Source organism: uncultured Brachyspira sp. (assembly GCF_944393015.1).
Classification (GTDB): Bacteria; Spirochaetota; Brachyspiria; order Brachyspirales; family Brachyspiraceae; genus Brachyspira.
On sequence record NZ_CALXYQ010000022.1, the window covers coordinates 1 to 22,493 of the forward strand.

The following is a 22,493-nucleotide window of genomic DNA, read 5'->3' on the forward strand; positions in this document are numbered from 1 at the left end:
CCTACTTGCTCTATAGAAAAAGGTAAAGTAGTAAAAGCTGTAATAGTAAGAGTAAAAAAAGAAGTTAGACGCCCTGACGGTTCATATATTCGTTTCGACGAGAATGCTGCTGTTATAGTAGATGATAAGAAAGAGCCACGCGGTAAACGTATATTCGGACCTGTAGCTCGTGAACTTAGAGACAGAGGCTTTATGAAGATAGTATCACTTGCACCAGAGGTAATATAATTATGATAAAGAAACAAGATTTAAGTAAGACAAAATACAAAGTAAAAAAAGGCGATACTGTTGAGGTAATAGCTGGAGAGCAAAGCGGAGAACGCGGAGAGGTATTGTCTGTAGATAGAACAAGAGGCAGAGTTTTAGTAAAAAACATCAATATGGTTAAAAAAACTATGCCTAAAAGCCAAGAGAATCAAAAAGGCGGAATAGTTGAGAAAGAAGCTTCAATACATATATCCAATGTAATGGTAGTAAACAAAGCAGGAAAAGCTACTAGAGTTGGAAGAAAAGAAGTAGACGGTAAACTAAAAAGATATGCCAAAAAATCAGGCGAAGTTCTTGATAAGTAAGTAGGAGAAAATAAATTATGTCAGTATTGAAAGATAGGTATGAAAACGAGATTAAACAGTCTCTTCTAAAAGATATGAATTTAAGCTCTACTATGGCTATCCCTAAAATAGAAAAAATCATAATCAATATGGGAGTAACTCAGGCTGTAACAGACAAAAAATATGTTGATTCTGCTGTAGAAGAACTAAGCCAAATAGCAGGACAGAGAGCTGTTGTAACAAGAGCTAAAAAGTCTATAGCTAACTTCAAATTAAGACAAGGTATGCCTATAGGCTGCAGAGTAACTTTAAGAGGCGAAAGAATGTATGACTTCTTAGAGAGATTAATATTCATAGCATTACCAAGAGTAAGAGACTTCCAAGGTATTCCTAGAAGAGGTTTTGATGGTAATGGTAACTATAACTTAGGAATAAAAGAACATACTATATTCCCAGAAATAAGTTTTGATAAAACAGATGCCGTAAAAGGCTTAAATATAACAATAGTAACTACTGCAGATAATGACGATATGGCACGCACTTTATTAGAAAGAGTTGGTTTGCCATTCCGTGCAGCACCTAAAAGTCAGGAGAATAAATAATGGCTAGATTGGCACTTAAAGTTAAAGCTACAAAAAAACAAAAATATAAAACAAGACAATATAATCGTTGCCCAATATGCGGCAGACCTCGTGCTTATATAAGACAGTACAAGATGTGCAGAATATGTTTTAGAGATTTAGCAAATAAAGGTTTGATACCGGGCGTAACTAAGTCTAGTTGGTAATTTAAGGAGAATATGAATGAGTGTACATGATCCAATAGCAGATGCTTTAACTATAATAAGAAATGGTTGTAGAGCAAAAAAAGAGGCTGTTACTATACCTTTTTCTACAAAAATGGAAAATATACTTGCAATTTTAAAGAAAGAAGGTTATATTAATGACTTCAAAAAAGTAGAAGTAAAAGATAAAAATTTCTTCCGCATAGAAATAGATTTGAAATATTATGAGGGAAGTTCAGTAATAGAAGGAATTCAAAGAGTATCAACTCCGGGTTTAAGAGTTTATACATCAGTAGATACTATACCTCAAGTAAAAAACGGTTTCGGTATATCTGTAATATCTACAAGTAAAGGTGTAATGACAGATAAAGAGGCTAGAAAAGAAAAAGTTGGCGGCGAAGTTTTATGCTACGTTTGGTAATAAATTATTAAGAGGGTATTAATAATGAGTAGATTAGCAAATAAACCTATAGCGATACCTCAAGGCGTTGAAGTTAAGATAGACGGACATAAAGTAATCGTAAAAGGTAAAAGAGGGGAGTTGACAAGAGAGTTTTTTGATTATATAATATTTGAACTCGAAAATAATTCTCTTTGGGTTAAACCTCCTAAGATTGAAAGTACTGACGAGAAAGCTATTAAAGAAAATAAAGCTAAATACTCTGCACAATTAGGTTTAGTGTGGAAGCTTATTTCTAATATGATAGAAGGCGTTACTAACGGATATAAAAAAGTTCTTCAATTAGAAGGTACAGGTTATCGTTCTAATGTTCAAGGAGATACTATAACATTGCAATTAGGTTTTTCTAGTGATGTAAAAATGAAAATACCAGAAGGTATTAAAGTAACAGTTGAAAAAGATACTAAAATCACTATAGAAGGCAATGATAAAGAACAAGTAGGCGAGCTTGCTATGAATATCAAAAAGAAAAGACCTGTTGAGCCTTATAAAGGTAAAGGTGTTAGATTTGACGGCGAGCATGTAAAATATAAAGAAAGTAAAAAAGCTGCTAAGTAAGGGGTTTTTTATGAGTTTAAGAGAAAAGATTAAAGCTCAACGCGAAAGAAGAAAAAGAAGTATACGTATAAAAATAGAAGGAAGCTCAGAGCGTCCAAGACTTACAGTTCATAAAAGTCTTAAATATGTATCTGCTCAAATAATAGATGATAGCAAAGGTATCACTTTAGCATCAGCATCTTCTCAAGAAAAAGATTTAAAAAGCGGTAAGAATGTGGATATAGCTAAAGAAATAGGTAAAGTTTTAGCTACTAGAGCAAAAGAAAAAAATATAAGTGAAGTTGTATTTGACAGAAACGGATATATATATCATGGAAAAATAAAATCCCTAGCTGACGGTGCTCGTGAAGCAGGATTGAAATTTTAAGGAGTATTACCTTGGCACACGATATAAATAACAACGAAGAAAAAAGTATGTATGAAGAGCGTCTAATAACTTTAAACAGAGTAGCTAAAGTTATGAAAGGCGGAAGACGTTTTAGATTTGCCGCTTTAATGGTTTTAGGCGATAAAAATGGTCATGTTGGTTTAGGTTACGGTAAAGCAAACGAAGTACCAGATGCTATAAGAAAAGCTATAGAGCAAGCTAAGAAAAACATGATAGAAGTTAACTTAAAAGGTGAAACTATACCTCATAATACAGTTGGTGTATTTAGAAGCAGCAGAATAGTTATGAAACCAGCTTCTAAAGGTACAGGAGTTATTTCTGGAGGTCCTGCTCGTGCAGTATTAGAATTAGCAGGAGTTAAAAACATTCTTTCTAAGTCTTTAGGAAATAACAACTCTATGAACCTAGCTAAAGCTACTTTTGAAGGTTTAAAATCTTTGAAAACAGTAGAGTATATGGCTAATAAAAGAGGTGTAAGTATAGATCAAATTTATGGGAGGGCAGAATAATGGCTAAAGTTGTAATAACATTAGTAAAATCTCCTATAGGCTATGAGAAATCTCAAAGAGATACAGTTGTAGCTTTGGGTTTCAAAAAGGGCAAAAGAGTTGTAGAAAAAGAAGCAACTCCTCAAATAAATGGAATGATAAACAAAATATCACATCTTCTTAAAGTAGAGTATAAGTGAGGTTCTTAAAAATGGCACAAGAAAATACAAAAATATTAAGAGCTCCTAAGGGATCTAGTAAAAAACGTCATAGAGTAGGACGCGGACAAGGTTCTGGTTGGGGCTGTACTGCAGGCAGAGGTGATAAAGGTGCTCAGTCTCGTGCCGGTTACAGCAGAAGAGCTGGTTTTGAAGGCGGACAAATGCCTTTACATAGAAGAATTCCAAAAAGCGGATTCACTAATGCAGCTTTCAAAAAATGTGTAAATATTATAAATGTTGGTGATTTAGATTCTATAGGCGGTAATGAAATCACAAGAGAAACTTTACTTCAAATGGGTTTCTTATCATCTAAGAGAGATTATATTAAACTTCTTTCTATGGGTGAAGTAAAAAATGCTGTTACTATAACAGTTGATATGGCTAGTAAAAAAGCTATAGAAAAAATAGAGAAATCTGGCGGTAAAGTTGTAATACATGAACGCAAAAAATATATTAGAAAGAAAGAAGATAAAAAGTCTTAAGGTAAATTATAATGTTGAAATCATTTGCTAATATATTTAGGGTACAAGAATTAAGAAGCAGAATCTTATTTACTGTTATTGCTATATTAGTTTATAGAATAGGTAGTCATATTCCTACACCTGGTATAGATCCTACAGCATTGTTAGGTTTCTTGTCCTCATCTCAAGGCGGAGGAGGACTTTTAACTATAATGGATTTATTTTCAGGCGGTGCTTTATTTAGATTTTCTATATTAGCATTAGGTATTATGCCTTATATTTCTGCTTCAATTATAATGCAGCTTCTTGGTGTAGTTATTCCTGCTTTGGAAAGAATGCAAAAAGAAGGTGAGAGTGGTCGTAAAAAGATAAATCAGTATGTTAGATATCTAACTCTTGTTCTTTGTATAGTACAATCTGCAGCTATGGCTAGTTGGATTCAGAGTATAAATGAAGGTGCTATGATATTTATGAATCCTGGTATAGGTTTCATACTTCTAGTGGTTGTAACAGCTACTGCTGGTACCATGTTCTTGATGTGGCTAGGTGACCAGATCACAGAACGCGGCCTTGGTAACGGTATATCTGTTATAATTTTTGCCGGTATTGTTGCTCGTATTCCTGCTGGTGTATATGATGTTATACAGAAGAGAGAAAGTGAATATTTGAATTCTTTAGTTATAGTTCTTTTCTTTATAATTTTCGCAATAGTAATATTCTGCGTAGTTTATGAAGAAAGCGGACAAAGAAGAATTCCTGTTCAGTATGCTAAAAGAGTTGTAGGCAGAAAAGTATTCGGAGCTCAATCAACTCATATACCTTTCAAAATCAACCCATCCGGTGTAATTCCTATAATATTTGCTTCAGCTTTAATGGCAATTCCTGCTCAAATAGCTAGCTTAACTAGAGGAGTTCAATGGAGATGGCTTGATGCATTGCTTAGATTCTTCTCTTATGGAAGTTGGGCATACATAATTCTTTATTGTTTATTAGTTATAATGTTTGCCTATGTTTATACATCAGTACAGTTCAATCCTGATGATATAGCTGAGAATCTTAAAAAGTCCGGCGGTTTTATACCAGGTTACAGACCAGGTACTCAAACTGCAGAATATTTAAAGACTGTATTAAGCAGAATAACTATAGGCGGTTCAATATTCTTAGCAGCAATAGCTGTATTTCCGGATTTAATGTCTAAGATTCCTATATTTGCTCCTTTTAGAGGTACAAATGATTCGCTTGTTTATTTGATGGGTGGAACATCTGTAATGATTAGTGTAAGTGTTACTGTTGAGTTATTAAAACAAATAGAGTCCTATTTACAAATGCATAACTATGACGGCATATTAAAGAAATCTAAGGTGAGAAGGTAATAAAATATGGCTGAAAGAGAAACTATAGAGGTAGAAGGTACTGTAGTAGAGCCTCTTCCAAATGCTACTTTTAGAGTAGAGTTAGAAAATGGTCATAGGATATTGGCTCATATATCAGGCAAAATGCGTATGAATTTTATTCGCATACTTCCTGGGGATAAAGTAACTATAGAAATGTCTCCCTATGATTTGACAAAGGGTAGAATAATTTATCGTTATAAGTAATAAATTAAATGGAGATTAGTTACAATGAAAGTAAAAAGTTCTATAAAAAAACGTTGTAATGACTGCCAAATAGTGAAGAGAAAAGGCGTCGTTAGAGTTATATGTAAGAAAAACCCAAGACATAAACAAAAACAGAAGTAATTAATTTAAGGAGATAATTAATATGGCACGCTTAATGGGTGTTGAAATAAGAAATAATAAAAGAATAGAAATAGCCCTTACTGATATATATGGTATAGGACGTACTCTTGCTCATGTTATTTGTGATAAAGCTAATATAGACTATTCTATTAAAGCTAAAGATTTAACAGATGCACAAATTACTGCTTTAAGAGATGCTATAGAAGCCACTACTAAAGTAGAAGGTGATTTACGTACAGAGCTTTATAATAATATAAAACGTTTGAAAGACATTCACTCATATCGCGGAATGCGTCATATTAAGAGGCTTCCTGTACATGGTCAACGCACTCGTACAAACTCTCGTAATGCTAGAGGTGGCGGTGCAAGAAAAGCTATTGCTGGTAAGAAAAAAGCACCAGGTAAAAAATAATTAATGGGGGAGAATAGTGGCTACTCAAAAAGGTAAAAAAACTCTAAAAGATAAAAAAATTAAAAAAGATAGAAAAGTTGAAGCTTTTGGTATAGTACATATAAAGGCTAGCTTTAATAATACAATAGTTACTATAACTGATAGAAATGGTGACACTCTATCATGGGCTAGTGCAGGTTTAGATGGAGATTACAAAAGTAGTAAGAAATCTACACCTTTCGCAGCACAAGTTGCTAGTGAAAAAGCATCTAAAAAAGCTTATGAAATGGGTGTAAGAGAAGTAGAAGTTTATGTTAAAGGTCCTGGAATGGGAAGAGAAAGCTCTATCAGAGCTGTTGAAGCTTCAGGTCTTAAAGTTAAACTTATCAAGGACGTTACTCCAATGCCTCATAATGGCTGCCGTCCTAGAAAAAGAAGAAGAATATAATAGTTAATTAAGAATTGTATTAATAATAGGAGATAAATAATTATGGCAAGATATAGAGATGCTAGTTGCAGATTATGTCGCCGAGAAAAAATGAAACTTATGTTGAAAGGCGATAGATGTCTTACTGCTAAATGTGCTATAACAAAAAAGAGAGATGTACCTGGTCCTGCTAACAGAAAAATGAAACAGTTATCAGAATATGGTATTCAGATGAGAGAAAAACAGAAAGTTAAACGTATTTACGGCGTTTTAGAAAAACAATTTAGAAATTATTATCATGAGGCTATTCGTGTAGCTGGTGTATCCGGTGAAAACTTACTTAGATTATTAGAGCTTCGTTTGGATAATGTTGTTTACAGACTTGGATTTGCTAAAAGCAGAAATCAAGCTAGACAATTTGTAGCTCATGGTTTTATATCAGTTAATGGTAAAAGAATGACAGTTCCTTCTTATTGTGTTAAAGTAGGTGATAAAGTTTCCATCACTGAAAGAGGTAATACAGTAGCTGAAGTAAAAACTATAGTGGAAGGTTTAAAAAGTGAGTATGTTCCTGCTTGGTTGAGTTTAGATCTTTCTAATAAGACAGGTGAAATCGTAACTTTACCTATAAGAGAGCATATAGAGTATCCTATTAATGAACAGCTCATCATTGAGTATTATTCTAAGTAATGGAACTCTTTTATAAGGGGTATTTTAAGAATGGCATTAAAAGAAATATTAGAATCTATTAGACATCCTCATAGAGTTACTTTTGAAAAGAAGGATTTAACTCCTACTTATGGTAAATTTATAGCTCAGCCTTTTGAGAGAGGATATGCGGTAACAGTTGGTAATGCTTTAAGAAGAGTACTATTATCTTCTATACCTGGTTATGCTATCACTACTATCAAAATTGATGGTGTTAGTAATGAATTTGAAAATGTTCCTGGAATGAAAGAGGACACAATTGTTATGATTATGCATCTTAAAAATGTTGTGGTTTCTCTTCCTAGCCATATGGATACTAAAACTATTCATATGAAAAAAGAAGGTCCATGTGTTATCACTGCTGGAGATTTGGTGGCTGATGATACTGAAGCTCAAGTGCATAATCCTGACTATTATATAGCTACAATTGCTGAGGGATATACTTTTGAGATGGATATTCAAATTGAAGGCGGATACAGCTATGTGCCTGCTGAAATGAATATTGAATTATTAGAAGATATTAATGCTATAGCTATAGATGCTATTTATTCTCCTATTGTAAGTGTAAAATATAATGTTGATCCTATCAGAGTGGGTCAGCGTATAGATTATGGTAAACTTACTCTTGAGATAGAAACTAAGGGTAATATAGCTCCTGATAAGGCTTTATCCCAAGCTGCTAAAATTTTAAGAGATAATTTAAAGCATTTTATGGATCCTGAAGAGGCTAATGGAGATGATGAAAAAATAGAAGAAACTCCTAAAGATTCTGTGCTTGATTCTCTTAAAGGCAAACATATTGAAGAGGTAGAATTCTCTGTTAGAACTGCTAATTTCTTAATGGCTTCTGATTTGAAAACTTTAGATAAAGTTGCTGTTAAAACTGATGCTGATTTATTAAGATTAATCGGTGCTAATGAAATGATCATCGAAGAAATTAAAGAAAAGCTAGCTGAGTATAATGCTCATCTTGGTATGAGAGGATAAGAGAATAATATAAAAGTTAATAAACTTTCAAGGATAGTAAAATGAGACATAGAGTTACAGTAAAAAAATTTAATAGAACAAGTGCACATAAAAAAGCTATGCTTTCTAATATGCTTACTTCTCTTTTTAAATATGAAAAAATAGAAACTACTAAAGAAAAGGGTAGAGCTATTAAGCAATTAGCTGATAAAATAATTTATAGAGCTAAAGTTGATAATGTTCATAATAGAAGAACTGTAGCAAAGTATGTTAAAGATAAAACAATACTTGCTAAACTCTTCAAAGATATAGCTCCTAGATATGCTGGTAAAAACGGCGGTTATGTAAGAAAAATTTTATCATACAAGAGATTCGGTGATGCTGCTGACATGTGTGTTGTTATGCTTTGCGAATCTGATAGCAATTCTGCTAAAACTGAAAATAAATAAATTAAAAATAAATTAAATCAAGTTTATAAATCTAATATAAGCAAATTAAGATAAATATTATATCGTGTAGTTATAGCGAGTATTCGCTATAACTTGGCATGATTATTGTTTATCGAAGGAATTATTATGCCTTTTCCAACCAAAAAACGTGTGAAAGTATCTAATGAAAATGAGGAAATTGAAACAGCTCCTGTTCAGGTGAAAAAAGTTGTTAGAAAGAAAGTTGTAAAACAGGTTGTCGCTGAAACTAATGAAGAAAATACAAATAATTCAGAAATTATACAGGAAAAAGATGAATTTGATAAAGAAATAGAAAGTAATGATGAAGTGAAAGAAATAAAAAGACCTCATGATATACTTTATATTAGCAAATTAAGTGTTTTAACTTTTGAGGAATTATTAGAATTTGCTGAGTCCTATGGTATAAAGAAAGACACTAGTAATAATATAAGACGTCAGGAACTTATGCATGCTATATTAAAGGCACAGATTGCTTTAGAGGGAAAAATAGTTGCTGAAGGCACTTTAGAAACTTTGCAAGATGGTTTTGGATTCTTGCGCTCAAAAAATAGTAATTATTTAGTTGGACCTGATGATATATATATTTCTCCTGCTCAAATAAGACTTTTCGGACTTAGAACTGGTGATTTAATTACTGGAGAAGTTAGACCTCCTAAAGATAATGCCGGAGAGAAATTCTTCGCTTTACTTAGAATAGAAACTGTTAATGGGGAAGAACCTAATAATCTTTATAAAAGACCTCATTTCGATAAATTAACTCCAATTTTTCCTAATGAACGTATAGATTTAGAGTTTGCTCCTAATAAAATTTCTACTCGTATTATAAATTTAGTTTCTCCTATAGGTAAAGGTCAAAGAGGATTAATCGTTGCACCCCCTAAAGCTGGTAAAACTATGATGCTTCAGGAAATTGCTAATGCTATATGTAAAAATTATCCTGATATTAAACTTTTCATTCTTCTTATAGATGAACGTCCTGAAGAAGTTACTGATATGAAAAGACAAGTACCGGAAGCTGAAGTTATAGCATCTACTTTTGATGAAACTCCTGATAAACATTGTCAGGTTTCTGAAATGGTATTAGAAAAAGCAAAAAGATTAGTTGAAAATAAACATGATGTTGTTATTATATTAGATTCTATTACAAGACTTTCAAGAGCTTATAACTTAGTAGTTCCTGCAAGCGGTAAAGTATTAACAGGCGGTGTTGATTCAAATGCTTTACATAAACCAAAAAGATTCTTCGGTGCTGCTCGTAATATAGAAGAGGGAGGCTCTCTTACTATAATTGCTTCTGCCTTAGTTGATACTGGAAGTAAAATGGACGATTATATTTATGAAGAGTTCAAAGGTACTGGTAATATGGAACTTCATTTAGACAGAAAACTTGCTAATAGAAGACTTTTCCCTGCTATTGATATTGATTCTTCTTCTACTAGGAGAGAGGATTTGCTTCTTACTGAAGAAGAGAAAAATAAAATGTGGGCATTAAGAAAGTATATGCAGTCTCAGGGTATAGATGAAGATCAATTAATAGAAACTGTTGTTGATAAAATGAATTCTACTAAAGACAATGCTGAGTTTTTAAAATTATTAAATTCATAATATTTTTTAGGATTTTATTAATATGTCGAAAAATTCTGAAGAGGAAGAAAGAAGACTATTTGAATTCTATTTAGATCATGGATATATTCCTGATGAGTTTAATAAGAAAAAAGAAGATATAAAAAAAGAATTTAATAAAAATAAAATTGATAAAGAAAATAATCTTAATAAAGAAATTCAAATTGATTCAAAAGAAGAATTAGCCTATACAAAAGAAGATGAAGAAATGTTTTTAAGTGCAATTGAAAATCTCGATTGCACTAATCATTCTAAAAAATCTATTCATGATAGAAAGGTTAATACCAAATTCAAGCCTAACATAAAGAATGCAGTTCCAAAGGATAGATTGGATTTGCATGGACTTACAAGTGAAAGGGCATTAATAGAAATTAAACATTTTATTTATGAATGCAAAAAAAATAAAATAAGCCCAATACTAATAATACATGGTAAAGGTTTTGGAAGTGAGAATAGAATACCTGTTTTAAAAAATCTAGTTGAATATTATTTAGCAACAGAAGGAAAAAATTATATTAAATATTATTCTGATGCTCCTATAAACCTTGGAGGAAGCGGTGCTAAAATAATTTATTTGGATATATAATATTTTTTGCTTTATTTTAAATCCCACCCTATATATTTTTTGTTTAATTTAGAATATTTAATTGATTTTTCCTTTTAATTTATTTTGAAATTATAGCTCCCACCCAAAATTTAATTATATTTTTAATCTCATCACCGCACGCAGAGTAAAGTTATGAATATAGATGCATCAATAATTAGAAATTAATTATATTATTAAGTTTAGCTAACCGTGCGTTAAATAGATTTTTAAATTTAAAAACAACTTGGGCGGGTGCTTTATTTTCTAAATAAATTAATAAGAAAAATGAAGTTTTATATTCAAATAAAAGTTATAAAAAATAAAGGGCGGGGTATGTAAATAAATTTTAAAACTTTAATATTTATTGTATACAACAAGAGTAAATTCTTTTTTGATAGGCAGTATTAATTTTGAATGGGTTTTATGATTTTCATCGTATATTTTTAAATGATTATGAGGCTCTAAAGTTTGATTAAATAATCTTAAATCACATAAAGCAAGTCCGAATCCTGCACTTTCTGTATTATCTAATTGCTCCTTAAAGAATTTTTCTACCAAATTATTTTTATAATATTCTTTAAATGTTAATCTTTTAGAATCTATTCTTGTTCTGCTAATCATTGTAAGAGGAGCATCATTTATTATTTCGAATTCTATATTGTTTTTATTAAATCTAACTACCAATGTTATAGTAAGTTTGCTATTACATAATAATAATTTTGAGTATTTATTTTCATCTATTTCAATATTATTATCAATATCTTTTATAAGTTTATTTTCTAATTTTATAAATTCTTTTAATTGTTTTATAGTTTCTTCATCTTTTAATATATTGGAATATTCACTCATTATATCATAATCATCAAAATATTCTTCGTTTTTTATTTTTTCTATAAAATGGGGAAATTTTTCTATTAAAGTATTAATTGTAATAGCATGAAGATATCTAGCTTTTATAGCATTTGAGATAAGCTCCATTATAATATAATGTGCATCATTTGTATATTTACTTATATTATATTTTTTTAATATCTCTTCCAAAATAAAATTTATTTTTTGTTTAGAATTATTATCAAGCCAAGTGATATTAAATTTGATAGGCTCTTTTTTATGATTTTTAATATATTTATTTATTTCTTCTATATCTGTTTTAGAATCTATCATGAATTTATAATCTCTTTTGCTATACGTTCTAGCACATTTTTTTCACCTAAAGTTTCTCTCACTCTAAGCAAATTATTACTTACTTTTTTATAATATTCTTTATCAGTTAAATATTTTATAATATGACTTGTAATAGCATTAGGATTACAGTCATTTTGCAAAAGTTCAGGAGCTGCTTCCTCATTAAGTAAAACATTAGGCATACCAACATATTTTATATTTGTAAGCAATTTTCCAAGAAAAAAAGTTATAAATGATATTTTATAGCATATAACCATAGGTTTTCCGTAGCATGCAGCTAAAAGACTAGCAGTACCGCTTGACATTATTAAAGCATCAGAATAAGAATAAACATAATCTTTATCATCACCGCATAATAATGAATACGAAACATTTTCTAATAAATTTTTATGAGCATCTAAAATTTTTTCTATAGGTTCTTTATATTCAGGATATGCTATTGGTATTACAAATCTTATATTTGAAGAAAGCATATCATTAAGCATCTTCATAGATTTTATAAATACCGGAGCGAGCTTTTTTATTTCCTGATTTCTGCTTCCAAATAGAACTCCTACAGTATATTCTTTTTTAGGCATATTTAATTCAGGTACATTTTTATTATAATCCAAATCTGCAAATGGATGTCCGCTATACATTACATCGCATCCGAATTTTTTATATACTTCATAATCGAATACAAAAGGAGTAATTATTTTTTTAGCAGAAAGAAGCCTTTTAGCATTCCAAGCACCCCATATACCAACATGAGGAGGAAAATAATATATATATGGTATATTATTAGCCTTACAGTATTTTGCTAATAATAAATTTACACCCTGATTATCTACAAGAAGCATAATATCAACTTTATTACTTTTTAGATACTCTTTTAATCTATTAAAAGCACCAAGATTTTTGAAGGCAACTTTAGGATTAGCACCTTCAAATATTCCTATAGTTGATAAGGTAGACATATCTGATAATATATTAACATTAGCTTTTTGCATTTCAACACCGCCGAAACCATCTAATATAATATCAGGATTCAACTCTTTTATTTTTCTTGCTAATAAGGCACCTTGAATGTCGCCTGAAACTTCTCCTGTGGCTATAAATATTCTCATAATTTATTTTTAAACTGTTTTTCTAGGAGTTATTCCTCTTCTAGCTTTGGATATAAACTCTACAATATCTCTAGCTATAGGATTTAGTGAGGTATCATTTAAATATGTATCTAAAAATTCTTGTTTTGTTTTATTCCAATTAAACCACATATCATAAGCCTCTTCAGCTTGAGAAATCTGTTCTGAAGTAAATCCAGCTCTTCTCATACCTACCAAATTAAGCTTATAAATAATTGCTTCGCCTGCATGAGCAGTTAATGCAAATGGGAGTATATCTCTTCCTACAGCAGACATACCGCTTATCATAGCATACTGACCTATAGCACAGAATTGATGTACTACACAGTTTCCAGATATGAAAGCACCTTTTTCAACTCTCACATGTCCTGCTACTAAAGCACCATTACATATTATAACATTATCATTTATTTCACAGTCATGAGCAACATGCCCAGTAGCCATTATATAGCAGTTATTTTTTATAATAGTCTTAGCATTTTCTTTAGATGCTCTATGAAGATTAGCAAACTCTCTAATTTCATTTCCATCACCTATTTCAAGAAAACTCACTGTTTTTCTATCAAAATGTATATCTTGCGGAAGATTTCCTATAACAGCATGATCATGTATTATATTATTTTTACCTATTGTTGTATATTCTTTTATTACAGAATGTGCTCCGATAGTTGTGTTTTCTCCTATACTTACTTCACCTTCTATAACAGCATAAGGCCCAATTTCGGCAGTATCTGCAATCTTAGCAGAGTCAGAAATTATGGCAGTTGGATGTATATTATTTGACATTTATTTTCCTTATTTTATTTAAGCTAATTATTTATCTATTTTCATAGCTTCTTTATCAACTAAAAATAAACCTAAATCTCCGGAACAAGCTAATTTATCATTAACTTTAACTTCACCATGAGTTTTAAGCAGATTATTACTGAATGCTTCAACAGTAACATACATATCCATAATATCACCAGGTATTACAGGATTTTTAAATTTAACATTATCTATTTTAGCAAAGAACATAAATTTTTTACCGTATTCATCAGGCTTTAAAATTTTAGTGTAGCAATAAATACCTGAAGTCTGAGCCAATGCTTCAATCATTAGAACGCCTGGCATAATAGGGCTTTCCGGAAAATGTCCTGTAAACTGAGGTTCATTGAAAGTTACATTTTTTATAGCATGTATTTTTCCTTCTTCAACACTTTCTACTCTGTCAACTAGTAAGAAAGGGTATCTATGAGGTAATAATTCCATTATTTTATTTATATTAATTTTTTCCATTTTCAAATAAATCCTTATAAATATAATAAAAATTACACTAATTAATATAAGTATATCATATAATATTAAAGTTACAAGTATAAAAATAGGTTTAAAATTATTTAAATATTCCTTATAGTTAATCAATGTATATTAACTATATTGTATAGACTATAAAATAATTAAAAAAAATAATAATTAATGATATATTATTGACTTTTCAATTTAATTTTATATACTCATAAGATATGAATGTTCAAGATTATAAATATTTTTTATTAAAATCCATTTTTTATGATTTGAGTTTATATTTTGGCTCTGAAAGTAAAATTGGGAAAAATTTATCTGATTTAGAAAAAATATTAGAATACAATAATTTATTATTATTGGATAAAGTTTCATCAAAACTTGTAGATATTATATCAGATAATAATGGTTTTAAATTTACTGAACCTGAAAATAAAAAATTTTTAAAATCTATATTTACAACATTTAAAAAACATGTAGAAAAAGATAAAACTACAAATGGTGAATATACTATAAATGGTGAATATATAAGATATTACCCTTTATCAGAAATAAAAAATTCAATAATATATCCTGATAAAATAAAAGATAATTCATCAGATGATTATGAAAAATATATAGAAAATTTAGATTGGGAAAAAATAGTTGATTCTGAGGATATAAATTCTGTTTTGAATACATTATCAAATATTTTTTGTTATGTACCATATTTTAAAGATGGGAAATATGGTATAGGCGATATATCTTTTTATGATAAATTAAAGATTAATACGGCATTGGCTTCCTGTTTATATTTGCTAAAAGAAAGAAATGAATTAAATGAATCTTTTTTAAATGATGATGAGTATGAGCATTTTGTTTTGCTTTCAGGTGATATTTCAGGAATACAGAAGTTTATATATACAATATCTTCTATTTCTAAAGGGGTGTTAAAGTCATTAAGGGCAAGATCTTTTTATCTTGAAATAATGCTTGAACATATTGCAGATGAAATTTTAGAATATTTTAATTTAACAAGAGCTAATTTACTTTATACAGGCGGAGGACATTTTTATTTAATACTTCCTAATTATAGTAATATTGAGGAGATAATAAATAATATAATACAAAGGTTAAACGATTGGTTTATTGATAATTTTTACATAGATCTTTATATAGCTATGGGAGTAGAAAAATTTAATTTTAATAACTTAAAAGATTTTTCATCAGTATTTAAAAAACTTTCTAGTAAACTCACACAAATGAAACAAAGAAGATATATTTATGGATTTGATAATGGCCAATTAAATAATTTATTGTCTTTAAAAGTTAATAAATACAGAGAATGTACAATTTGTCATAGCGGCTTTCATATTACAAGAGAAAGAATAATAAAAAATGAAAAGACAAAAGAAAGTAATTTAGGATATGTTTGTGATACTTGCTTTAATTTATATAATGCAGGCAAATATATGCTCTCAAAAGAAGAAAGTATATTTGTAGTTAATAATAATGGTAAAGAGAGTTTAGATAATAATCTAATGGTAGGTTTGCCTTCTCTGTATTATGAATGCGGTAAAAATGAAAATAAAGAAATTGATAGATATTTATATTTTGGTACAAAAGAAAAAATTAACAGTAGTAATTTAGTGAGAGCTTATTCTAAAAATAATAAAGAAAATAAGTATGTAAATCTTTTTTTGGGTGATTATAATTTTAAAGAGGATAAAGAAGATAAAAATTTAATAGATTTTGAAACTTTAGTAAAAGGCACAGAAAATAATAATACAATTGGTATAAATAGGCTTGCAGTTTTAAGATGCGATGTTGATAGTTTGGGTGATGCTTTTATGAATGGTTTTATAGGGCATGCTGATATATTAAGAACTTCATCATTTTCAAGGCATTTAAGTTTGTTTTTTAAATATTATATTAATTTTATATGTGAAGGCAATATTAATATTGATAATTATAAATTATTTGGTGATTCATTTCATAATAATAGTTTTGATAGAAAAGAAGAAAAACGTATTGTTATAGTTTATTCAGGCGGAGATGATGTATTTTTGGTTGGTCATTGGCTTGATGTTATTAATTTTTCATTTGATTTGAGAGAATCATTTAGAAAATATACAGATGATAAGCTTACTTTTTCAGCTGGAATAGGTTTTTTTCATACTAAATATCCTATATCTAAAATGGCTTCTCAAACAGGAGAACTTGAGGATTTAGCTAAAAAAAATGAGTATACAGAAAAGAATAAATGTATTAAAAAAGATTCTGTTGCTTTATTTGGAATACCTCATAGTTATAAAACAGAAGAAGATAAAAGTTTTAAATATGTATTTACTTGGGATGAATTTAAAGAAATTAAATCGAAGATAGATTTTTTATTCTCTGTTTGTTATTTTTCTAAAGATGATTATGATAAAGAAAAAGTTTTATTATCTGTTTCTCTTATGTACAGGTTAAAGCAGCTTATAGAATTATATGATAAAGATAGAGGTATTAATATAGCTAGACTTGCTTATTCTCTTGCAAGAATTAATTATAATAATGAAAATAATAAAAATTATAATTTATTTAAAGATAAAATATATAATTGGTTTACAGCAGGATATAAAGAAAAAGAAGATAAAAAAAATGAGAATGATAAAAAATCAAAATATCTTAATAAAGAAATTAAATATTTAAATATTGCCTTAGATTTTATAATATATTTATTTAGAAAAGAATAATATTATTCAGGAGGAGATATAATTTATGAGTGCGGATAACAAAACATTTGTTAATAAAGATTTGACATTGGATATTGAGGAGGCACAATATTTTGTACAAAAATATATAATTGTAAATTTTAATAATAAATTAAATGTTTTTGCTAGTACAAATCAGATAAGGAAATTTTTGTCAGCTGTAAATAGGATAAATAATGGACTCTTAGTAGAAGATGATATGGCAGAAGATAAAAAAATTAATGAAAATGTTATTAGAGATATAAAATATATGAAAACACAACTTGCATATTTAGTAGGTAGAAGCAGGGATAATAAAGATAATAATGAAGATGTTTACAGTAAAGAAATAGATAGTAAATTAAATGAGTATTTGAGTAAAGATATGTTAAATAAATTATCTTATAAGAAAACTTTTAATAATAGTGAACATTCTTTTTGTAAAAAGGGTATAGAGGCATTGTATATAAGGATTTTACCTAAAATAGATTTAATAATATCTGAGAGAAAATTGGAAGATTTTAAAGAATTAGCAAGATATATAGAAGCAATAGTATCTTATCATAAATTTTATGGAGGAAATTGATAAATGGGAGCTTTAAAAACTTTAAAGTATAAATTTTTAATAACTTCGAAAATTAAGCTTATAACAGGTATGCATATTGGAGGTTCAAGTGATTTTTCTCCAATAGGTGCAATTGACAGTCCTGTTATAAAAGATCCATTGACAAAACAGCCCATTATACCTGGTTCTTCAATAAAAGGAAAACTTAGAACTCTTTTGGCAAGAATGATATTTGAAAATTATGATAATGTTAATAAACTTCCTGATCATAATAAGGATAATGAATATATTAAAGAACTTTTCGGAGCTCAGAATGAAGAATCTAAGTTGCAATTTTATGATTTGTTTTTGACTAAAGAAAGTGCCAAGTTTATAAAAGATAAAGAATTAGATTTTGACTTTACTGAAATTAAATTTGAAAATACAATAAAAAGAAATGAATTATCTGCTACTCCTAGACAATTAGAAAGGGTACCAGCTGGAGCTGTATTTGAGTTTAAGGTTATTTATAATTTTACTTCTGATGATACTAAATATGAAAATAATTTTAAACTTTTATATAATGCAATAAAGGCATTAGAGTTTGATTATTTGGGCGGAAGCGGTAGTAGAGGTTATGGAAGAGTAAAATTTGAAGATTTTAATATACAAACTGTATTAAAAAACTGCAGAATTAACAAAGAAGATGAGAAAATAGAATTTAATGATGAAAATATTAAAGATAATGAAGCAAAAAATATAGAAAATAAATTTATGGAAATATTTAATAGACTTAAATCATAGGTTTTTTAAGATATATGAATTATAAGATATACAAATTGAAATTTCAATCACCTGTTCATTTCGGAAGTGATATTTTAGGTACAAGCTTAGAAGAAGCTGATTTAATTTGTCATAGTGATACGTTATTTTCTGCATTATGTTTGGAATACATTAAATTAAATGGTTCTGATAATTTGGACAATAACTTTATAGACTTATTTAGAAAAGGAGATCTGTTAATATCTTCGCTTTTTCCATATAAAAAAGATAAATTATATGTTCCTAAGCCTTTTCTTGTGAGAAATAAAAATAATAATGATGCTAAAGAAAATAATTTAGAAGATAATAAATATGATAGAAAAGCTATGAAAAAAATATCATATTTAAAAATTGATGATATGTCATGTTATTTGGAAAGTTTAAATAAGGGAAATAATAGTTTTTTAGAAAAAATTGATAAAGAAAAAGGTTATAATGATTTTGCGGAATATAGTTTAATTCAAAAAGTAAGTTTAAGAAGCAGCCGAGATAATAAAGATAATGATGATGATAATAATGATCTCTATAGTGTAGGAGGATATAGTTTTTATAATGATTGCGGACTTTATTTTATACTTGCATATATGAATGATGAAAATTTAAAATTATTTGAAACTATATTAAAAAGTTTGCAGTATTCAGGTATAGGCGGAAAAAGAACTTCAGGATATGGTCTATTTAATTATGAAGTGATTAAAGATGATAGTATTATTAAAATATTTAAATTTGAAGATGAAAATAAAGACAATTATAAAATGCTTCTATCTTTATATTATCCTATAATAGATGAATTAAATAATATTGAATTAAGAGAATCATATTATTCTTTAATTAAGAGAAGCGGTTTTATATATTCTCTCACATATAGTGATAATCTATTAAAAAGAAAATCTTTATGTATGTTTAAAGAAGGTTCTTGTTTTATGTTAAAAAAAGAGTCTGAAAATACATCTTTTAAAGGTGATATAATAAATGTATCAAATAATGGCAGCCATGAAGTTTATAGATATGGAAAAGTTTTATATATAGGGTTAAATTAGATGCAGAATAAAAATAATAATAAATATTATAACAATAATAATAGATATAATAATAACAAATATAACAATAACAATAGATATAATAATAATAACAATAGATATAATAATAATAACAAATATAATAATAAAATTGATTTTGATCCGGATAATTTAAAATTAAAAAATTTTCATGAATATAAAATAACAGTAAAGACTTTGACTCCTATATTTATAGGAAGCGGAGAAGAACTAAATAAAACTATGTATGTTTATGATAATAAAACAAATAAAGTATCAATAATACATAAAGAAAGACTATATAGTTTTTTAGAATCTAAAGAATTATTTGAAAAATTTTCAGAAGATTGTATGAAAGAGAATTTTAGTATTTCTGATTTTTTCAATGGAATTGACTATGATGATAGTATTTTTAAGTATTCATTAGAATATCGTGATAATAATATCATAAATAATAATAAAGATAGTCTAAATTCTATTAATACTTTTGTAAAATCTTGCGATGTTCCATATATACCGGGTTCAAGCATTAAAGGTGCTATTAGAACTGCAATTATTGCTAATGCTATCATAGAAAATAAAGATAAACTAAAATTTTATATGAAAGACAAAAGTATAAGGCAAATGTCAAATTTAGAAGATGAAATAATAAAGAAATATATATTAAAAGATAAATTTAATAAAAATAAATTATTTAATTCTATACATGTTTCAGACAGTAATCCAATACCTATTTATTGTGATGAAAAAAATGAAACATCAAATTTTTTTATAGGAAGCAGATATGATTATTCATTAAAAAGTAAAGACATAAATGCTATGTCAATACAATTAGAATTTTTAAAACCAGATACTATTTTTACTTTTAATCTTTCAATAGATAGATTGCTTAGTAATGTTTTTGATATCAAATATATAATTGATAGTTTGAATAAATATTTTAATATATATAAAAAGACAATTGATTTATTTCCAAATGCACTTTCTATTACAAAAAATCAATATCATGCTTATAGAAATTCTGAGAATGCTAATATATTTATTGGAGGACATAACGGATATTTTACAAAAAATATTATTTATTCTATTGCTAAATTTCATGGAGATAAAGAAGGTATAGAAATCAAAGATATAGTTGAAAAAATAAAAAGACATATAAGAAAAGATGAAGAAGATTGTTATGAGGAAATATGTCCTAGAACTTTAAGATTTACTAAGTATGATGATATTTTTTATGATATAGGTATTTGCAGTATAGAAAAAATTGAAGAGATAAAAATCTAATATGCTAGCTAGTTTAATTATAAAAATGAAGCCTAGAGATGATAATGCTGTAATAAAAAAAGATTATGGCAGTTTATTTCATGGTTATATGTATTCAAAATTGGATACTCATTATGTTGATAAACTTCATCATCTAAGACTTAATCCTTATAGTCAGTATTCTTATTTTGACAGTAAAAGTAATTGCTATATATGGAAAATATCTACTTTAAATGATGAAGCTAAAGAAAAAATTATCGATAAAATGTTTGATGATGATGTAAACTCTTTTACTTTAACATATCATAATTTAAAAATAGATATTATATCTAAAGAAATAGTTAATGTATGCAGTTATAAAGATATTTCAGACAGATATTTTTTATCTAATAATACCATAAGAACAGCTGATATGAAATTTTTAACTCCTACTACATATAAAGTACATGGACATTATACTATTTTTCCTTATTTGAGTAATATGTTTATTAGTCTGTATGATAAATGGAATTATTATAGCAAGGATTTATCTTTAAAAGACAATAAATTAGTGGAAGATATAGTGAACAGTGTAAGAATGGTTCAATATAATTTAAAAAGTACTAAATTTTCTATGGAAGGAGTAAAATTGGATTCTTTTATAGGTTCTATTAAGCTTTATTGTGATGGCAATAATATGCTTGTAAATATTTATAATATCCTTCTTGATTTTGCAAATTATTCTGGAATAGGAGCAAAAACTTCTCTTTCTATGGGAGGGGTATTAATTTCAAGGAATTATTTTAAAACGAAATAGGATATTTTATGTTAGAAAAAAATAGCGAATCAAAATATGTTCTATTTACACCAGTTGGCGGAAATGATCCTGTTGGCGATGAATATTATAAAGATGATATGATTGAAGAAATAAATAAAAAACTTGTTGAAGGTAAAATCAGTCAGGATAAAGCAGATAAATTAATAACTTATATAGAATCAAAAAGAAATAAAGAACCTATATTAATGGAAGGGGCAATACTTCATATTGTAAGACATTATAAACCAGATTGTGTTATTCTTGTTTTTACAAATACTGTTAAAGAAGTAGAAATAAAATATAATGTATTGTCAGAAAAAATAAAAGAATTATCAAAATCATGTGAAGTTTTAAAATAGAAGATTTTAATAAAGATTATGTATATAGTTGGGAATACAATATAGATTTTAATGAAAAATTAAAAAATATTCCAGAAAAATACAGTAAACATAATATATTAGTAAATATAACTTCTTCTACACCTCAAATGAATTTAAAGCTTTCTTTGGAAACTTTAAATAATTATAAGTTGATTCCTGTTCAAGTTTTAGTATCTCTTAACGATTTACATACTGGTAAAAATGTTCAAAAAGATTTTTCTAAGGTATATTCGGATTATGAAGAAATTATTAAAAGATGTGTAGAACCCAATATATATAGTATAAGAAAACCAAAAATAAAGTCTCAAATACATTCTTTAATTGCATCTGGAGATATAGACGAAAATGGTAAGTATAATTATATTACGGCATATAATTTATTTAAAAATGATAGGCATATTAGAAAAGATTTGATAAAAAAATTGAAGAGGCAAAGGAGAGGGTTAATTTAAATTATACTAATAATAGAAAAATAGAAGAAGATAAATTAAAATATATGAATATATTTAGGGAATATTATTTT

32 protein-coding genes are annotated in these 22,493 nt (G+C 27.8%); 28 read left to right on the forward strand and 4 right to left on the reverse strand.

Annotation, left to right across the window (positions count from 1 at the left end; genetic code table 11):
• The 20 genes from rplN to Q0K19_RS08635 all read left to right on the forward strand — a co-directional run.
• Positions 1–228: 50S ribosomal protein L14 (gene rplN, locus Q0K19_RS08540; protein ID WP_297247219.1), on the forward strand; the 228-nt coding region annotated here is incomplete at its 5' end.
• Between the two features lie 2 nt (positions 229–230).
• Positions 231–572, forward strand: coding sequence for a 50S ribosomal protein L24 (rplX, locus tag Q0K19_RS08545; RefSeq protein WP_008723393.1), 342 nt, complete (start codon positions 231–233; stop codon positions 570–572).
• Between the two features lie 17 nt (positions 573–589).
• Positions 590–1,153 carry a 50S ribosomal protein L5 gene (rplE, locus tag Q0K19_RS08550; RefSeq protein WP_012671628.1) on the forward strand — a complete coding sequence of 188 codons (564 nt, stop codon included), beginning with the start codon at positions 590–592 and terminating at the stop codon, positions 1,151–1,153.
• Positions 1,153–1,338 carry a type Z 30S ribosomal protein S14 gene (locus tag Q0K19_RS08555; protein WP_008723403.1) on the forward strand — a complete coding sequence of 62 codons (186 nt, stop codon included), beginning with the start codon at positions 1,153–1,155 and terminating at the stop codon, positions 1,336–1,338. The genes rplE and Q0K19_RS08555 overlap by 1 nt, the downstream gene beginning before the upstream one ends.
• A 16-nt stretch (positions 1,339–1,354) precedes the next feature.
• On the forward strand, positions 1,355–1,756 hold the full coding sequence (rpsH, locus tag Q0K19_RS08560; RefSeq protein ID WP_012671629.1) for a 30S ribosomal protein S8: 402 nt from the start codon (positions 1,355–1,357) through the stop codon (positions 1,754–1,756).
• A gap of 24 nt (positions 1,757–1,780) precedes the next feature.
• Positions 1,781–2,353, forward strand: a complete 573-nt coding sequence (rplF, locus tag Q0K19_RS08565) for a 50S ribosomal protein L6 (protein WP_014488938.1) — start codon at positions 1,781–1,783, stop codon at positions 2,351–2,353.
• A 10-nt stretch (positions 2,354–2,363) separates the two neighbouring features.
• Positions 2,364–2,720, forward strand: a complete 357-nt coding sequence (rplR, locus tag Q0K19_RS08570) for a 50S ribosomal protein L18 (RefSeq protein WP_048593376.1) — start codon at positions 2,364–2,366, stop codon at positions 2,718–2,720.
• 47 nt (positions 2,721–2,767) lie between these two features.
• On the forward strand, positions 2,768–3,250 hold the full coding sequence (gene rpsE / locus Q0K19_RS08575; protein ID WP_014488936.1) for a 30S ribosomal protein S5: 483 nt from the start codon (positions 2,768–2,770) through the stop codon (positions 3,248–3,250).
• Complete coding sequence (rpmD, locus tag Q0K19_RS08580; protein WP_014488935.1) at positions 3,250–3,429, forward strand: 50S ribosomal protein L30; 180 nt, start codon at positions 3,250–3,252, stop codon at positions 3,427–3,429. The genes rpsE and rpmD overlap by 1 nt, the downstream gene beginning before the upstream one ends.
• A gap of 11 nt (positions 3,430–3,440) precedes the next feature.
• The gene (rplO, locus tag Q0K19_RS08585; RefSeq protein WP_012671634.1) at positions 3,441–3,932 is read left to right on the forward strand and encodes a 50S ribosomal protein L15; all 492 of its coding nucleotides are present in this window, start codon (positions 3,441–3,443) and stop codon (positions 3,930–3,932) included.
• An 11-nt stretch (positions 3,933–3,943) separates the two neighbouring features.
• On the forward strand, positions 3,944–5,284 hold the full coding sequence (gene secY, locus Q0K19_RS08590; RefSeq protein WP_297247228.1) for a preprotein translocase subunit SecY: 1,341 nt from the start codon (positions 3,944–3,946) through the stop codon (positions 5,282–5,284).
• A gap of 6 nt (positions 5,285–5,290) precedes the next feature.
• A complete protein-coding gene (gene infA / locus Q0K19_RS08595; protein WP_014488934.1) occupies positions 5,291–5,509 on the forward strand; it encodes a translation initiation factor IF-1 in 219 nt (72 codons plus the stop codon).
• A gap of 24 nt (positions 5,510–5,533) precedes the next feature.
• Positions 5,534–5,650: a 50S ribosomal protein L36 gene (gene rpmJ, locus Q0K19_RS08600; protein ID WP_008723415.1), complete on the forward strand. Its 117-nt coding sequence runs from the start codon at positions 5,534–5,536 to the stop codon at positions 5,648–5,650.
• A gap of 22 nt (positions 5,651–5,672) precedes the next feature.
• Positions 5,673–6,062, forward strand: coding sequence for a 30S ribosomal protein S13 (gene rpsM / locus Q0K19_RS08605; protein ID WP_008723417.1), 390 nt, complete (start codon positions 5,673–5,675; stop codon positions 6,060–6,062).
• Positions 6,063–6,120: 58 nt separating this feature from the next.
• Positions 6,121–6,489, forward strand: a complete 369-nt coding sequence (rpsK, locus tag Q0K19_RS08610; RefSeq protein ID WP_047117487.1) for a 30S ribosomal protein S11 — start codon at positions 6,121–6,123, stop codon at positions 6,487–6,489.
• Positions 6,490–6,531: 42 nt separating this feature from the next.
• Positions 6,532–7,158 carry a 30S ribosomal protein S4 gene (gene rpsD, locus Q0K19_RS08615; protein WP_297247231.1) on the forward strand — a complete coding sequence of 209 codons (627 nt, stop codon included), beginning with the start codon at positions 6,532–6,534 and terminating at the stop codon, positions 7,156–7,158.
• Between the two features lie 30 nt (positions 7,159–7,188).
• Positions 7,189–8,163, forward strand: a complete 975-nt coding sequence (locus tag Q0K19_RS08620) for a DNA-directed RNA polymerase subunit alpha (protein WP_012671639.1) — start codon at positions 7,189–7,191, stop codon at positions 8,161–8,163.
• A 41-nt stretch (positions 8,164–8,204) separates the two neighbouring features.
• Entirely contained in the window at positions 8,205–8,591 is a 387-nt protein-coding gene (rplQ, locus tag Q0K19_RS08625) for a 50S ribosomal protein L17 (protein ID WP_297247233.1), read from the forward strand.
• A gap of 126 nt (positions 8,592–8,717) precedes the next feature.
• On the forward strand, positions 8,718–10,217 hold the full coding sequence (gene rho, locus Q0K19_RS08630; RefSeq protein WP_297247234.1) for a transcription termination factor Rho: 1,500 nt from the start codon (positions 8,718–8,720) through the stop codon (positions 10,215–10,217).
• A 22-nt stretch (positions 10,218–10,239) separates the two neighbouring features.
• Positions 10,240–10,821, forward strand: a complete 582-nt coding sequence (locus tag Q0K19_RS08635; protein ID WP_297247236.1) for a Smr/MutS family protein — start codon at positions 10,240–10,242, stop codon at positions 10,819–10,821.
• Between the two features lie 354 nt (positions 10,822–11,175).
• Here the strand turns inward: Q0K19_RS08635 and Q0K19_RS08640 are convergent, their stop codons facing one another.
• Genes Q0K19_RS08640 through fabZ form a run of 4 tightly spaced genes read right to left on the reverse strand, consistent with a single transcriptional unit; the run spans position 11,176 to position 14,408 of the window.
• Positions 11,176–11,985: a hypothetical protein gene (locus Q0K19_RS08640; RefSeq protein ID WP_297247238.1), complete on the reverse strand. Its 810-nt coding sequence runs from the start codon at positions 11,983–11,985 to the stop codon at positions 11,176–11,178.
• On the reverse strand, positions 11,982–13,112 hold the full coding sequence (lpxB, locus tag Q0K19_RS08645) for a lipid-A-disaccharide synthase (RefSeq protein WP_297247240.1): 1,131 nt from the start codon (positions 13,110–13,112) through the stop codon (positions 11,982–11,984). Before lpxB ends, Q0K19_RS08640 begins: the two co-directional genes overlap by 4 nt.
• A gap of 9 nt (positions 13,113–13,121) precedes the next feature.
• A complete protein-coding gene (gene lpxA, locus Q0K19_RS08650; protein WP_297247242.1) occupies positions 13,122–13,916 on the reverse strand; it encodes an acyl-ACP--UDP-N-acetylglucosamine O-acyltransferase in 795 nt (264 codons plus the stop codon).
• A gap of 27 nt (positions 13,917–13,943) precedes the next feature.
• Complete coding sequence (gene fabZ, locus Q0K19_RS08655) at positions 13,944–14,408, reverse strand: 3-hydroxyacyl-ACP dehydratase FabZ (RefSeq protein WP_297247244.1); 465 nt, start codon at positions 14,406–14,408, stop codon at positions 13,944–13,946.
• Between the two features lie 227 nt (positions 14,409–14,635).
• Here fabZ and cas10 point away from each other — a divergent pair, with 227 nt between their 5' ends.
• The 8 genes from cas10 to Q0K19_RS08695 are packed head-to-tail and all read left to right on the forward strand — an operon-like array spanning position 14,636 to position 22,422.
• Entirely contained in the window at positions 14,636–17,131 is a 2,496-nt protein-coding gene (gene cas10 / locus Q0K19_RS08660; protein ID WP_297247246.1) for a type III-A CRISPR-associated protein Cas10/Csm1, read from the forward strand.
• Positions 17,132–17,156: 25 nt separating this feature from the next.
• Positions 17,157–17,714, forward strand: a complete 558-nt coding sequence (gene csm2 / locus Q0K19_RS08665; RefSeq protein WP_297247248.1) for a type III-A CRISPR-associated protein Csm2 — start codon at positions 17,157–17,159, stop codon at positions 17,712–17,714.
• Between the two features lie 3 nt (positions 17,715–17,717).
• Positions 17,718–18,476, forward strand: a complete 759-nt coding sequence (gene csm3, locus Q0K19_RS08670; RefSeq protein ID WP_297247250.1) for a type III-A CRISPR-associated RAMP protein Csm3 — start codon at positions 17,718–17,720, stop codon at positions 18,474–18,476.
• Between the two features lie 14 nt (positions 18,477–18,490).
• Positions 18,491–19,534, forward strand: coding sequence for a type III-A CRISPR-associated RAMP protein Csm4 (gene csm4, locus Q0K19_RS08675; RefSeq protein WP_297247252.1), 1,044 nt, complete (start codon positions 18,491–18,493; stop codon positions 19,532–19,534).
• Positions 19,535–20,815, forward strand: a complete 1,281-nt coding sequence (gene csm5 / locus Q0K19_RS08680; protein ID WP_297247254.1) for a type III-A CRISPR-associated RAMP protein Csm5 — start codon at positions 19,535–19,537, stop codon at positions 20,813–20,815.
• A gap of 1 nt (position 20,816) precedes the next feature.
• Entirely contained in the window at positions 20,817–21,590 is a 774-nt protein-coding gene (cas6, locus tag Q0K19_RS08685) for a CRISPR system precrRNA processing endoribonuclease RAMP protein Cas6 (protein ID WP_297247256.1), read from the forward strand.
• 8 nt (positions 21,591–21,598) lie between these two features.
• Positions 21,599–21,949: a hypothetical protein gene (locus Q0K19_RS08690; protein WP_297247258.1), complete on the forward strand. Its 351-nt coding sequence runs from the start codon at positions 21,599–21,601 to the stop codon at positions 21,947–21,949.
• 41 nt (positions 21,950–21,990) lie between these two features.
• Positions 21,991–22,422, forward strand: a complete 432-nt coding sequence (locus tag Q0K19_RS08695) for a hypothetical protein (RefSeq protein WP_297247308.1) — start codon at positions 21,991–21,993, stop codon at positions 22,420–22,422.
• The last annotated feature ends 71 nt before the right edge of the window (positions 22,423–22,493 follow it).